10 protein-coding genes are annotated in these 13,850 nt (G+C 55.5%); 4 read left to right on the top strand and 6 right to left on the bottom strand.

The annotated features are described in order from the left end of the window. Window positions 1-200: 200 nt before the first annotated feature. The 4 genes from thyA to rppH all read right to left on the bottom strand — a co-directional run bounded on the left by thyA (window position 201) and on the right by rppH (window position 4,873). Window positions 201-995 (bottom strand): thymidylate synthase, encoded by a 795-nt coding sequence (gene thyA, locus DDA898_RS05130; protein ID WP_013316721.1) that lies wholly within the window; start codon window positions 993-995, stop codon window positions 201-203. A 31-nt stretch (window positions 996-1,026) separates the two neighbouring features. Continuing rightward, window positions 1,027-1,890, bottom strand: a complete 864-nt coding sequence (gene lgt, locus DDA898_RS05125) for a prolipoprotein diacylglyceryl transferase (RefSeq protein ID WP_038900481.1) — start codon at window positions 1,888-1,890, stop codon at window positions 1,027-1,029. A 194-nt stretch (window positions 1,891-2,084) separates the two neighbouring features. After that, window positions 2,085-4,331: a phosphoenolpyruvate--protein phosphotransferase gene (gene ptsP, locus DDA898_RS05120; RefSeq protein WP_038902563.1), complete on the bottom strand. Its 2,247-nt coding sequence runs from the start codon at window positions 4,329-4,331 to the stop codon at window positions 2,085-2,087. A gap of 14 nt (window positions 4,332-4,345) precedes the next feature. Beyond that, window positions 4,346-4,873 (bottom strand): RNA pyrophosphohydrolase, encoded by a 528-nt coding sequence (gene rppH / locus DDA898_RS05115; protein WP_013316718.1) that lies wholly within the window; start codon window positions 4,871-4,873, stop codon window positions 4,346-4,348. Window positions 4,874-5,646: 773 nt separating this feature from the next. Between rppH and mutH the strand changes: the two genes are divergently transcribed. From mutH to DDA898_RS05095, 4 genes are all read left to right on the top strand, one after another. Continuing rightward, window positions 5,647-6,333, top strand: coding sequence for a DNA mismatch repair endonuclease MutH (mutH, locus tag DDA898_RS05110; RefSeq protein WP_013316716.1), 687 nt, complete (start codon window positions 5,647-5,649; stop codon window positions 6,331-6,333). Window positions 6,334-6,431: 98 nt separating this feature from the next. Beyond that, on the top strand, window positions 6,432-7,148 hold the full coding sequence (locus DDA898_RS05105) for a TerC family protein (RefSeq protein WP_013316715.1): 717 nt from the start codon (window positions 6,432-6,434) through the stop codon (window positions 7,146-7,148). 153 nt (window positions 7,149-7,301) lie between these two features. Beyond that, the gene (locus DDA898_RS05100) at window positions 7,302-7,520 is read left to right on the top strand and encodes a YgdI/YgdR family lipoprotein (protein ID WP_038910440.1); all 219 of its coding nucleotides are present in this window, start codon (window positions 7,302-7,304) and stop codon (window positions 7,518-7,520) included. 213 nt (window positions 7,521-7,733) lie between these two features. Then, window positions 7,734-8,774: an NADP(H)-dependent aldo-keto reductase gene (locus tag DDA898_RS05095; protein ID WP_038910438.1), complete on the top strand. Its 1,041-nt coding sequence runs from the start codon at window positions 7,734-7,736 to the stop codon at window positions 8,772-8,774. Window positions 8,775-8,845: 71 nt separating this feature from the next. Here DDA898_RS05095 and DDA898_RS05090 read toward each other — a convergent pair whose 3' ends face one another. Both DDA898_RS05090 and DDA898_RS05085 read right to left on the bottom strand, forming a co-directional pair. Then, on the bottom strand, window positions 8,846-11,998 hold the full coding sequence (locus tag DDA898_RS05090) for an autotransporter domain-containing protein (RefSeq protein WP_236616705.1): 3,153 nt from the start codon (window positions 11,996-11,998) through the stop codon (window positions 8,846-8,848). Between the two features lie 1,041 nt (window positions 11,999-13,039). After that, window positions 13,040-13,756: a YggN family protein gene (locus DDA898_RS05085; protein ID WP_013316708.1), complete on the bottom strand. Its 717-nt coding sequence runs from the start codon at window positions 13,754-13,756 to the stop codon at window positions 13,040-13,042. Window positions 13,757-13,850: the final 94 nt, after the last annotated feature.

Below are 13,850 nucleotides of genomic sequence, written 5' to 3'. Positions count from 1 at the left end.
GAGGATAAGGTTACGAAGCGCTTCGCAGGCAAGATGCGGGGCGACGGCAACCGACAGAGAAACTGCGCGGCGGCTCGCAAATCAGGGGATAAGACAAAAAACCGCCCAACGGCAAGATGCCCGGCCAATCAACAGAAAACAGCCATTTCTGTTGTCAGCGACATCCGCCGTTGGGCGGTGATATCAGGGTAAGATCAGATTTAAACCGCGACCGGCGCCTTGATGGCAGGGTGCGGGTCATAACCTTCGATCTCGAAATCGTCAAACTGGTAATCAAACAGCGAAGCCGGACGGCGTTTGATCACCAACCGCGGTAAGGGACGCGGCTCACGGCTAAGCTGCAGATGCGTCTGTTCAAGGTGGTTGTTGTAGAGGTGGGTGTCGCCGCCGGTCCAGACGAAATCGCCGACCTCCAGGTCACACTGCTGTGCCATCATATGCACCAGCAGCGCATAGCTGGCAATGTTGAACGGCAGGCCGAGGAAAATGTCGCAGGAGCGCTGGTACAACTGGCAGGACAGCTTGCCGTTCGCGACATAAAACTGGAAAAACGCATGGCAGGGCGCCAACGCCATTTTGTCCAGTTCGCCCACATTCCAGGCGGAAACGATGATGCGACGGGAATCCGGGTCCTGTTTCAGCTGTTTCAGCACCGTCTGCAACTGGTCTATCTGACGGCCGTCCGCCGTTCCCCATGCACGCCACTGTTTACCGTAAACCGGCCCCAGATCGCCATTTTCATCCGCCCATTCATCCCAAATGGTGACCTTGTTGTCATGCAGGTAGCCGACATTGGTATCGCCGTTCAGAAACCACAACAGCTCATGGATGATGGAACGCAGGTGGCAACGTTTGGTGGTCACCAGCGGAAAACCATCCTGCAGGTTGAAACGCATCTGATGGCCGAAAATCGATAACGTCCCCGTACCCGTGCGGTCATCCTTGGGAGTTCCTTCTTCGAGCACCTTTTTCATCAGTTCCAGATACTGTTTCATACCACCTCATCGACTTAATTTTTAACAACAATCACTGCCGGGCAGACTGGCGACGATACGCCCAGACCATCATCAGAATACCGGCCAGCACCATCGGCACCGACAGAATCTGCCCCATACTGATGCCGCCGAACAGCCCCAGTTGGGCATCCGGCTGGCGGAAGAATTCCACAATAATGCGGAAAGAACCGTAGCCAATCAGGAACAGGCCGGACACGCTGCCCATCGGGCGTGCTTTGCGAATGAACACATTCAGAATGATAAACAGCACCACCCCTTCCAGCACCAGTTCATACAACTGCGACGGGTGACGAGGCAATACGCCGTATTGATTGAAAATCGCCTGCCACTGCGGGTTGCCGGCCGCCAGCGCCATGTCTTCGCCGCGCGAACCGGGAAACAGCATCGCCCACGGTGTATCGGTAGTAACGCGGCCCCACAGTTCGCCATTGATAAAGTTACCCAGACGCCCGGCGCCCAGACCAAACGGAATCAGCGGAGCCATGAAATCAGACACCTGGAAGAAATGACGTTTGGTGCGATGCGCAAACCACAGCATGACCGTGATGACGCCAAGCAGGCCGCCGTGGAAAGACATGCCGCCGTCCCACACGCGGAACAGATAGAGCGGATTATCCAGAAACGAAGGGAAAGCGTAGAACAGCACATAGCCCAGACGACCACCCACAAATACGCCAAGGAACCCGAAATAGAGCAGGTTTTCCACCTCTTCCTTGCGCCATCCGCTACCTGGTTTGTTCGCCCGGCGAACCGCCAGCCACATGGCAAACACAAACCCGACCAAATACATTAATCCATACCAGTGCAGGGAAACCGGCCCTAACGAAAAAATCACCGGATCAAACTGGGGAAATACCAGATAGCTCGTCGTCATCGATCACCACATTATCGTTGCTTTGTCCCTGATTTCGGGGCTATTCAAGGGCCGGAAGGAAGGCAGGGCTTCCGTCAGCCGTCCGCGGTTGCGCATGATAGCATAGCCAACGGAAACAGTTGGCGACGAGGGGATAAAAGAACTGTAAACATTTCCGGCACGAATCCGGCATGAAAAATGAGGCGACGCCGCGCTCAACGCCCGCCGCGAATCAGACCGCCCAGCCCACGCTCTTCGATGAAAATCGATGCCCACTGGCGCACTTCGCTGGCGGTTTGCGCCTGAAGCACCTTGCCCGCCAACTGGCGCGCTTCGTCCTCGCCAATCCGGCGCAGCAGGTATTTGATGCGGGCGACGCTACGCCCGTTCATGCTCAGCGTGCGGTATCCCAACCCGATCAACAGCAGCGCGCCCATCGGCTCGCCGGCCATCTCGCCGCACACCGATACCGGCAACGAATATTGCCGGCAATGGGTGATGATCATGTTTAGCGCCTGCAGCATCGACGGATGCAGGCTGTCGTACAGGGCGCCGACATGCGGATTATTACGATCCACCGCCAGCAGATACTGGGTCAGGTCATTGGTGCCGACGGAGACAAAATCGATGCGGGACGCCAGATGCGGCAACAGGAACAGCACCGACGGCACTTCGATCATAATGCCGATGCGCGGCCGCGGCTGCGGGAAACCAAGCATTTCCGCCACTTCCGCCGCGGCGCGATCGATCAACCGTTTGGCCTCATCGATCTCATCCAGGCTGTTGATCATCGGCAGTAAAATGCTCAGGTTGCCGATATGCGCGTTGGCGCGCAGCATGGCGCGAACCTGAATCATGAAAATTTCCGGCTGATCGAGCGTGACGCGGATACCGCGCCAGCCCAGACAGGGATTTTCCTCACTGATGGGCAGATAAGGCAATTGCTTGTCCGCACCGATATCCAGCGTGCGCAACATCACCGGACGGGACGGATAAAGCCGCAACATGCCTTCATATTGCGTCATCTGCTCCTCTTCCGAGGGGAAACCATTTTGCAGCATGAACGGGATTTCGGTGCGATACAACCCGACTCCGTCCACCTGATTGATAAAGCGCTTTTCATGCTCGGCGCTCAGACCGGCGTTGAGCATCACTTCCACCCGCTCGCCGCTTTTCAGCACCGCCGGACGTTCCATGTCATCTTCCGCCAGCCGGGTGAGTTCGTTTTCCTCACTCAGCAGGCGCTGATACTCCTGCACCAGCACCGGTTCCGGATCGACCAGCAACTCGCCGCGATAACCATCCAGCACCAGCAGTCGCTGATGCAACAGCTCGGGTTGAATATCGGCGCCCATCAGCGTGGGAATGCCCATCGCCCGCACCAGAATGGCGGCGTGGGAATTGGCGGCGCCGTCATAGGCGACCACGCCGGCCAGACGCTCCTGCGGCACCTCCGCCAGCAGCGTGGCGGTCAGCTCGTCAGCCACCAGAATGAAGCGCTCCGGCCACTGGCCGTTGCTCTGGGCATTGTCGTCGAGATGGAACAGCAGGCGTTGCCCCAGCGCCCGCAAGTCGCTGGAACGATCGCGCAGGTAAGGGTCCTGCAGGCTGGCGAATTGCGCGGCAAAGCGCTCGATCACCACTTTGACCGCCCATTCGGCGACGCTGCCGGTATCCACCTCCTGAAACAGTTCGCGTTTGAGGCGGGCGTCGTTGAGCAGGTGGGAATAGAAATCGAAGATCGCCGCGCTCTCTTTCTGCGCGCTGGCGCTGAAACGTTTACTGAAACGGCGGAACTCCGCCCCGGCCTCTTCCATCGCCATCAGCAGCCGCGATCGTTCGCGATCGCTATCCAGACTGGAGGCCGGAAACACCAGTTCCAGCGACGGCTGACCGCGATCCTGCCAGCCGGTAGCGATCGCCACGCCGGAAGAGGCCGCCATCGCCTTGATGCGTGTCTGCCGGTATTGCCCGAACAGCGCTTTCATCTGGGACAGGGACAGGATGGCCGCCATCTGGGTGGCCAGCGTCACCATGAACGATTCTTCGTTTTTGTCGAACTGCCGGTGTTCGCGCTGCTGCACCACCAGCACGCCCAGCAGTTGACGCCGATGGATCACCGGCACGCCCAGAAACGAGCGGAAGTGCTGTTCGCGTACGGCAGGAATGAATTTGAAACTGGGGTGGCTTTGCGCATCCGCCAGATTGATAGGTTCCGCCCGTTCGCCGACCAGCCCGACAATCCCCTGGCCGAACGCCAGCGTAATGGTGCGGCCGCGCGGCTTTTTCAGCCCGCGCGTCGCCATCAGGTAATAACATTGACGATCGTGATCGGCCAAATAGATGGAACAGACTTCGGTATCCATCGCCAGACAGGTTTCATTCACCAGAATATCCAACGCATCACTCAGCCGGGCCGCGGCCGCAACCTTTTCAATAATTTCTCGCAGTCGCGTGAGCATCATGATGTGTCGGATTATCCTCGTTTTCGTCTGGTTCCTGATGATATTCGGGTAACCGAATTCTCCTGTAGCTGCATCACGGCGATGACAAACTCCTTCATCACCTTTCGATAAACGTCACGTTTGAACGACACCACCTGGCGCACCGGATACCAGTAGCTCACCCAGCGCCACCCGTCGAATTCCGGGGTGCCGCTGCTTTGCATGTTGATGTCTGATTCATTACACATTAACTGTAGCAGAAACCATTTTTGCTTTTGGCCGATACATACCGGTTTTGTATCCCAACGCACCAAACGTTTTGGCAATTTATAGCGTAACCAGCTTCGGGTGGAAGCCAAGATACGAACGTCCTTTTTCCGCAGCCCCACCTCCTCGAACAGTTCGCGGTACATCGCTTGTTCCGCGCTTTCTCCGGGGTTGATTCCCCCTTGAGGAAACTGCCAGGAGTGCTGGCCGTAGCGACGGGCCCACAATACCTGACCCTGCCGATTACAAATTACAATACCAACATTCGGGCGGTAGCCATCATCGTCGATCACCGGACTACCTCGATAAACTAGAATGCAAAGATGACTCGATTGTTTCACACTCCTGACAGACGGTAAACTCCCGCTTTACATCCCTTTTATTGATGCCGCTTCCGGCGATCGCACCGGACATCGACGGCTTGAGCCGCCGCCTCGTCACTCCCGCGCATCTCTGATAAAACGCCGTTAACCCACAGATAGGATCGAAGTTATAAACATTCATGCGGCAATTCCGCTGGTTTATTCACTTTTTCTGTGGACATCTTTGTGAAGAACATCATGAAAAAGTGCGTAAAACTCATTTAACCCTTCACGCGGCCGTGATCTCCACCACTAAATTGCTATTCCCTTTCAACCAATTACCCTGTCTTTCCACGACTTCTCCACCGCCTGACGCGGCACGATTCCGCCGTGGTTTTCGGAATGGCGAAAGATCGCACTACGCCGGTTTTATCCACAGGCAAGCGCCGAAATCCAGCCAAAAAATCAGCAAAACCAGCAAAAGCACCACCCGTCAAGGCTGTAAATCAAAACAGTGATCCCGAGTTATCCCGGTTATCCCAAAAAAACTGTGGATAACATAGTGTAAAATCCTGTTCATTGCCGGTGTCTTGTCATGAACAAAAATCGGCAGCGCATTTTTCCCTGTGAAGAGTGGGAAAAAAATCATAAAAGAATCATGCTATTATTATTTTTCAGCCGAATAACCGACTGCCTGACGTTATCCTCCGTTATGGCTGTACTTTTTTTAATCACCCTTGTTATCAGTAACGGATAAGCAATCCATGCAGACACCCACTCCCCACCAGAACCCGCCGGACAGTGAACAAGCCCTGTTGCTGCGGGCGCAGGCGCTGGCCGGCTATTCGCTGGCGGAATTGGCCCGAATCGCCCAACTGCCGCTGCCTGCCAACCTTAAACGAGACAAAGGGTGGATCGGCGTGCTGCTGGAGCGTTTTCTGGGCGCCAGCGCCGGCAGCAAGCCGGAGCAGGATTTCCCCGATATCGGCATTGAGCTGAAAACCATCCCGGTGGATGAACAGGGTCGGCCGCTGGAAACCACCTTTGTCTGCGTAGCGCCGCTAACCGGCAACAGCGGCGTGACCTGGGAAAGCAGCCATGTGCGCCACAAGCTGACCAAAGTGCTGTGGATTCCGGTGGAGGGTTCGCGTCCTATCCCGCTGGGAGAACGCCGTATCGGCGCGCCATTGTTATGGAGCCCCAGCCCGGAGGAAGAGCGGCAGTTACGCCAGGACTGGGAAGAGCTGATGGATTTGATCGTGCTGGGCAAAGTGGAAAGCATCACCGCTCGTCACGGCGAGGTGTTGCAGCTACGCCCCAAGGCCGCCAACAGCCGGGCGCTGACCGAAGCGATTGGCGAACATGGGCAGCCGATTCTGACGCTGCCGCGCGGTTTTTATCTGAAGAAAACCTTTACTACACCGTTACTGGCCCGGCATTTTCTGCTGTAATGCCCACCGGGCAGGGCATAGCCTAAATCCTCTTGCCTGCACGGTAGCGGGCCAGAGATAATAGTTGTTTACGTTTCGTTTAAGGATGCATTGAGATAATGTTCGATTGGATCGCAGACCCTAACGCATGGCTGGCGCTGGGGACACTCACCATATTGGAAATCGTGCTGGGCATAGACAACATCATCTTTTTGTCGCTGGTTGTCGCCAAGCTCCCCAAACATCAGCAGAACAAAGCCCGCCGTATCGGCCTGATGGGCGCCATGCTGATGCGCCTCGGCCTGCTGGCGTCCATCGCCTGGGTTATCAGACTCACCAATCCGCTGTTTAGCGTTTTCGGGCAGGAAGTTTCCGCCCGCGACCTGATTCTGTTCCTCGGCGGCCTGTTCCTGATCTGGAAATCCAGCAAGGAAATCCACGAAACCATCGAAGGCGGTGCGGAAGACCACACCTCGCAGGTGCATTCCTTCTTTGGCGCCATCGTACAGATTATGCTGCTGGACATCATCTTCAGCCTGGATTCGGTGATTACCGCCGTGGGCCTGTCCGACCATCTGTTTATTATGATGGCGGCAGTAGTGATTGCCGTCGGCGTCATGATGTTTTCCGCCCGCCCCATCGGCGAATTTGTCGATCGTCACCCGTCGGTGAAAATGCTGGCGTTGTCGTTCCTGATTCTGGTCGGCTTTACGCTGATTCTGGAAAGCGTCGATATCCACGTACCGAAAGGCTACATCTACTTCGCCATGTTCTTCTCCATGTCAGTGGAGGCGCTGAACCTGATCCGCGGCAAGAAATCGGTCAAAAAACACTAATTCCCCCACGGGAAACGGCCAGCGTGCCGTTTCCCGCCCCATCCTTACGTATCTTTTTAATTTTTTTACCATAAATCCTAACCTCGCTCGGACGATGCTTTGCTAGACTCAAAAGACGTTCAGTTTTTTTGCTAAATAACAGGTAAATTCAGCATGCGATTTCGGATAAAAACCGCCATTGCCCTGACTTTTGTCGTCCTGCTCTCCGGCTGCTCCAACCACTATGTTATCGCCACCAAAGACGGCCAGATGCTACTGACCAAGGGAAAACCGACGCTGGATCCGGCTACCGGCCTGCTCAGTTATACTGATGAAGAAGGCGTAAAACACCAGATCAACAACGACAACATTTCCCAGGTGATTGAACGCTAAAGCGGCTATTCGCGTCAGCCGGGCCAGATTCGGGGATGTTGTTCGGCCCCGCCATCCCCATCGCTTCCCCAGCCAGGGGGAAAATCGTTTTTCCCGCATTAATGCCCGGCTTTCCCGCACAAAGAGTCTTCCCCCCTCGTCACGGCTTGGTTATAGTCGAAAATACGGTGCCGTCGCACCCGCGTTACTCAGAAGAATAAAAAGGACACTGCAATGCTCTATCACCGTATTCCCCACAGCAGTTTGGAAGTCAGTACGCTGGGTCTGGGCACCATGACCTTTGGCGAACAGAACAGCGAAGCGGATGCCCACGCCCAGTTGGATCTTGCGGTTGCCGCCGGCGTTAATCTGATTGATACCGCGGAAATCTATCCGGTTCCGCCACGTTCGGAAACGCAGGGGCTGACGGAAAGCTATATCGGTTCCTGGCTGAAAAGCCGCGGCGGGCGCGAAAAACTGATCATCGCCAGCAAAGTCGCCGGGCCGGTGCGCGGCAACGATAACAGCCTGCGCCCGCAGCAGGCGCTGGATCGCAAGAATATCCGCGCCGCGCTGGACGACAGCCTCAAGCGCCTGAACACCGACTACATCGATCTGTATCAGTTGCACTGGCCGCAGCGCCAGACCAACAGCTTCGGCAAACTGAGCTATCAGTACACCAGCGAAAAACCGGCCGTCACGCTGCTGGAAACGCTGGAAGCGCTGAACGAACAGGTGCGAGCTGGCAAGATCCGCTATATCGGTGTGTCGAACGAAACCCCGTGGGGGGTGATGCGCTATCTGCAACTGGCGGAAAAACACGACCTGCCGCGCATCGTCTCGATCCAGAATCCCTATAGCCTGCTGAATCGCAGCTTCGAGGTCGGTCTGGCGGAAATCAGCCAGCATGAAGGGGTTGAGCTGCTGGCCTACTCGCCGCTGGCGTTTGGCACATTGACGGGCAAATACCTAAACGGCGCCAAACCGGCCGGCGCACGCAATACGCTGTTTAGCCGCTTTGTGCGCTACTCGGCGCCTCATACCCAGCAGGCCATCGCTGAATACGTGGCGCTGGCGCAAAAACACGGACTGGATCCGGCGCAGATGGCGCTGGCGTTTGTGCGTCAGCAGCCGTTTGTCGCCAGCACCCTGCTCGGCGCCACCACGCTGGAACAATTAAAGACGAATCTGGGCAGCCTTGACCTGACGCTCGGCGAAGACGTGCTGACAGAACTGGAAGCCATCCACCGTCGTTTTACCATTCCTGCGCCCTGACCTCGCAACGCGCCTTCCCCGCCGGGAAGGCGCGCCTGCTCAGAACGTCATGCCGTCAGAATGCCATACTGTCAGAACGCCATACTGAACAGTGCCTGCGCGCTGTCGTCTTTCACCCGGGTTGCGCGATCGCCCTGATACCCCAGCGACAGGTGGACATTACGGGAGAAGTCCACCGCGACGCCCGCCCGCATCAATCGGGTATTATCCGCCAGCGGCAGGCCTTCGGTAGTAAAGGCATCGCCGCCGGAAACAAAGCGCAGCCGAACCTGATTGTCGTCGCGGATTAAACGACGCTGATAGCCGATATCCCCGTACAACGATACCGGCAGGCGTGACAATGGCCGTACTTTCAGGCGCAGGCCGCCGGTGGCAAAGGCGGTGTGGGTGGTGTCCTTATCATACGCCAGCGCCGCGCTGTTCCCGCTCTCCTGTCCACTCTGATTCTGTAGCCAAACCCAGGCGGTGTTGCCATACGGCTCCACGCTCAGGGTATTAAAGAAATCAAAGCGATGGCTGGCTTCGACGAAGCCCTGCGCCAGATTGGCGCGATAATCGCCCGTTGCCTGGCCATTTAGCCCGGAAACGTTGATGTCGCGCTGGTTGTCGAGGGTGATATAGCTGTAACTAAGTCCGGACCGCAGGTCGAGCGCCAGCGCCCGGCCAGACAGGTAAACGCCGGCATGGTAGGCGCTCAGATCGCCGCGTGACGCGCGATCGTCCATCGTGATCCGCCCTTTTTCCGCCCCAACGGCAAACCCCAATGCCCCCTGTTCCCCCACATGCCCGCCATTGCCAAGCAGCAGACCATAACCATTGTATTTCATACCCGCCTGCGCGCCGTCGCCATCCTGACGGCCGTCATATCCCCAACTGCTCACCCAGGGCTCGGCGCCTTTGCCCGCGCCGCTCATGGTGCTGTTCAGGGTATCGCGTATCGACCGGCTGTTTTGAATCAACGCATTACGCGCCGTGGCGTAAAACTCGCCGTTGAGATTATCAAAGGCGCGCCGGGCGCTGTCGGCATCCTGCAGATCGGCAATGGCGCTCAGTACCGCGGTGCCCGACTGGTTGTCGATGGCATTCGCCACCGCGCTCTGGTTTGCGGTTTGCGCCACGTCGCTGAAACGGACGTTGTTGCGCACCACGCTGACGAATGCGCTTTGCGGGTTGTAGCTAAGCGCGTCGGCCAAAAACAGCGAGTTATTGACCGATTCCAGCTTGTCGAACGCGCCGGTCAACGTTCCGCCTACCTGCACCAAAGCAAACCGATCGCCCAGATGTCCGGTGGTTTGCCCGACCAGCTTCACGGTTCCCGCCAGTTGGGCATTATTGGCCACCACCAATTGGTCGGCGTTGCCCTGCGGATCAATCTCAAATTCATAAATCGAGCCGGAGTCAAAGCGTACATTGCCGACCGTCAACGTCCCGACCGAATTACCGGGCGACAGCGTGCCGCCATTCTGCACCACCACCGAACCGTTGATGACGCCGTGCCCGCCCAGCACCGCGCCGGACTGCACCCAGGCATCACCCGCCAGACTGCCGGTGCCGCCGGCGACCTTGCCCACGATCAGCTTGCCGCCCTCCACTACGGTCGGGCCGGCGAATGTATCATTGCCGGTCAGGTACAACGTACCGGCCCCCTGCTTGCGCAGGCCGACGTCCAGCCCGGACAGCGCGCTACCGCTGGCGGTGTTTTTCACCTGGCCGATATCGTTGCTCCAGGTGCTGTCGATACCTTTGGTATCAATCGAATAGAGCGCAAAGTTTCCGCCAAAGGTACCGCTGCTGAGATCGCTGTCCACCAACCGTTTGGCGTTCAGCACACCGGGGCCTTGTACCGCTTTGAACGCATTGACCACCCCCTGACCGAACAGCGCCTGATAGTCGTTCTGCGACATAACGGTAATATTTTGATCGGTGGCGGCGCTCAGAATCGCCGCCCGTATCTGATCGTCCGTCATGCCGTCGTACGGGCTTTTAATTTTCAGCGAGCTTATCAGCGTGGTTAGTTCGTCGTCGGTAAACGTAATGCCGGTATGGGTGGAGTAAACCTTGACGGCGGTGCCGGTCAGCGATTGGTTTTCATCATACTGCTCGTTGGCCAGCACCACCGCTTTCGGCAAATTACTGCCGCTCAGCGGCGTCGCGGTGGACAGCAACACATCGGCAATCTGCTTGCCGCTCATGTAGGGATACGCCTGACTCACCAGCGCGCCGACGCCGGCGACATAGGGTGAGGAAAACGAGGTGCCGTTGATCCGAACGAAGGTGTTGTTGGTGGAGGTGGTTATGACGTTCACGCCCGGCGCCAGCAGGCTGTAGTCGGTCGCACCCTGCGCCAGGTTGCTGAAAGTGGCGATGAATGCCGCGCTGCTGGTGGGCTGAGACGGATCGTACGCCACGACGTTAATCCAGGTGTTGGCGATGCTGTCCTGAAGACCGTTATTGTCCAGCACCGTCGGCAACGCGGCAAACAGCGCCGGCGTCAGGTGCCCTTCATTCCCGGCCGACATCACCATCAACTGCCCCTGACTGGCCAGCACATCCGCCGCGCTGGTATACGCGGACACCACCGTATTTAACAGTAGATCCTGCATAGCGGCGGAATAAGAGGAAAGCTGGTCGGGATAAAACAGAAAGTTCCAGCTGTTGCTGATGATTTTCACGTCCGGGCGGTTGGTCATATCGACCATGCCTTGAAAAAGATCGTTGATGGAATTATCCGTCCCCAGCGTTAACAGGTTCGAGTTATAGGCCACCCCCTGCATGCCGACACCATTCCTTTCTGCGCCAATCACCCCGGCCACCCAATAACCGTGCGGGCTGGCGCTGCTGGGGTCGCTGACCCAGTGTGAACCGGCATCCACTTTGCCATTAAATTCATCATTGCCGGACAGATCGCCGACGCGGTTAATAATCCCCACCGTTACCCCGGCGCCGCTGTATCCTAGCGCGTAAGCGTCGGCGGCGTGAATTGAATCCAGCGCCGCACCGTTACGCATATATTCGCGAGTACGAAAATCCTCAGCAGTAGCGGCCAGCACCGGATGTAATACGGCGCCCGCCAGTTGAGCCAGCAGCAGCGCGGCGACCAACCGCTTTTTAAAACGTTTTTTATCTTTCGCGTTCCCACTGTGATGAAAATCCGTTTTTATACGGTGAAAAACTACTGCTCTTCTGGCATAAGAAAACCCTAACGTATTAAACGTTATGCGCATATGACACATCCTGGCGATAAAAGAATAATAAAATCTCAATAAACGGATCGCGTGATCCGGCAGTCAAGCATTGAGGGTGTTTTTTATCTGCTGTGCGAAAAGTACTACCTTATCAATATATTCGTCACGCTTCGTGTCGCAGGTGTATTGACGGTAGGGCCTCGCCCTTTCAGGTCACTGTCAATTACGCCCCTGCAATCCGAATATTTTTAGTATATATATGGAAAACCGCCACTAAATAAAGATAAACCTGATAATTCCGATTGAATAAGAAAAAGCAAAATCGTCATCGGCTTATTGATGAAAATACCATTCATATGGCAATAACCTGCAATCATCGACCGTCATCCCTTGTTCGACCAACATATTCCATTGATTCAGAAAAACACTATTTTTATCTTTCACACCATTTTTATCTTTTACACCATTGTTTGTTCTATATCGTTCTATGTCGGACTCTGCACCATAGCGCTATGCCGAACTCTACGCTTACGCTGTGATTTTTCGCCATGACTTTACACATAACGAAAAACTGCGTTTATTTACGATATATTTACACGACAAAAATGAACAAAACAAGCCATTTAATTTATATTTTGATGAATTAAATAAAATTAAAATCCAAATGAAACAAACAGAAAAACAAAGAAACATTCATGCCAGAGAAGAAACGTTATTTATAAATAAACGCACCTTATTAATACATAACGCACATGAATACAATTACGTATTAATCATTCCAGATAAATGCCAGAAGGAAGAAAAATGATGGCTGAAATACTAAAGCGCCATTGTTGTTTAGGTAAAACATACGATAATCCGCACCAGTCATTTTCATTTATCTCTCAACGTGATAACGCAAAAAGCGTAATTAGCGCAGCCGGTTGACTGAGACAGTATTTAACTATTTGCTGTCTATATTGCCAGGATACAGTGACACAGGCAGGACGCTACGGTTAGGAAGAATTAAGGAAGCACAGCTGAATAATCAAGGAATCAAGGGCAAATACAAAACGGCATTTACCCTTGAAAAAAGAAAGGCTATTTAATTGACTGCACTAACATCTGGCGTTGATTTTCCAGCGCCGTCACCCGATTGCAGACATCGTGGCCAAAACGCTGAAAATCCATTTCCTGATTGTTCCACTCGGTCTGGATCGCTTTCTGCAAGCCGCCCAGATTGCCCATCATCGCCTGCAGCGGATTACCGCCGCCACTGCCCATCTGCTTGACGCCCATTTCGTTGAGGCTATCCTGCAAGACGCCGCCCAGACTGCGTTCAACAATCTGCCGTCCGTCCTGCTCAACCTGCTTAATCGCCTGATGATGGAAGGTCAGGCCATCGCTACGGTGTTCGATAATCCGGTTCATCTGCTGCTTTAACTGTTCATCCAGCGTGCCGAGACGGTTGCGCACATTACTGTCGCTGCCCAGCTGTTGCACAATCACCTTGTCCAGCGCCTGACGAGCCTTCTCCAGATGCTGCTTTGCGCCTTCGTCAATCCACGGCAGTTGCTGACGCAGTTCAGCCTGGTAGGCTTTGGCCTGCTGACGCTGACCGGCATCGAGGTTCAGCGCGCTGCCGTTGCTCAGTATGTCGCCCTGCGGCGAAATCTGCAGATTGCCGCTGGCGCCGACCACTTTCACACTCTGCGGACTGATGATGATGTCGTCCTGAGGTTGAACATTGCACTGATAGGCCGCCTGCGCTTGCCAGGCCAGTAACATCAATGCACCCAAGGTCATTTTACGCAACATAAAGACTCCTGAAGAAACAGCGCCCGACGCCAGCCGGAACGACCGGCCGTCAAGACCGACAGTCGTCATCACCGGCGGCAACCGCCAGTGATGA

It is taken from the genome of Dickeya dadantii NCPPB 898 (genome assembly GCF_000406145.1).
GTDB lineage: Bacteria > Pseudomonadota > Gammaproteobacteria > Enterobacterales > Enterobacteriaceae > Dickeya > Dickeya dadantii.
The sequence above is the reverse complement of the archived record's forward strand: the minus strand, read 5'-3'. Positions and strand labels throughout refer to the sequence as shown.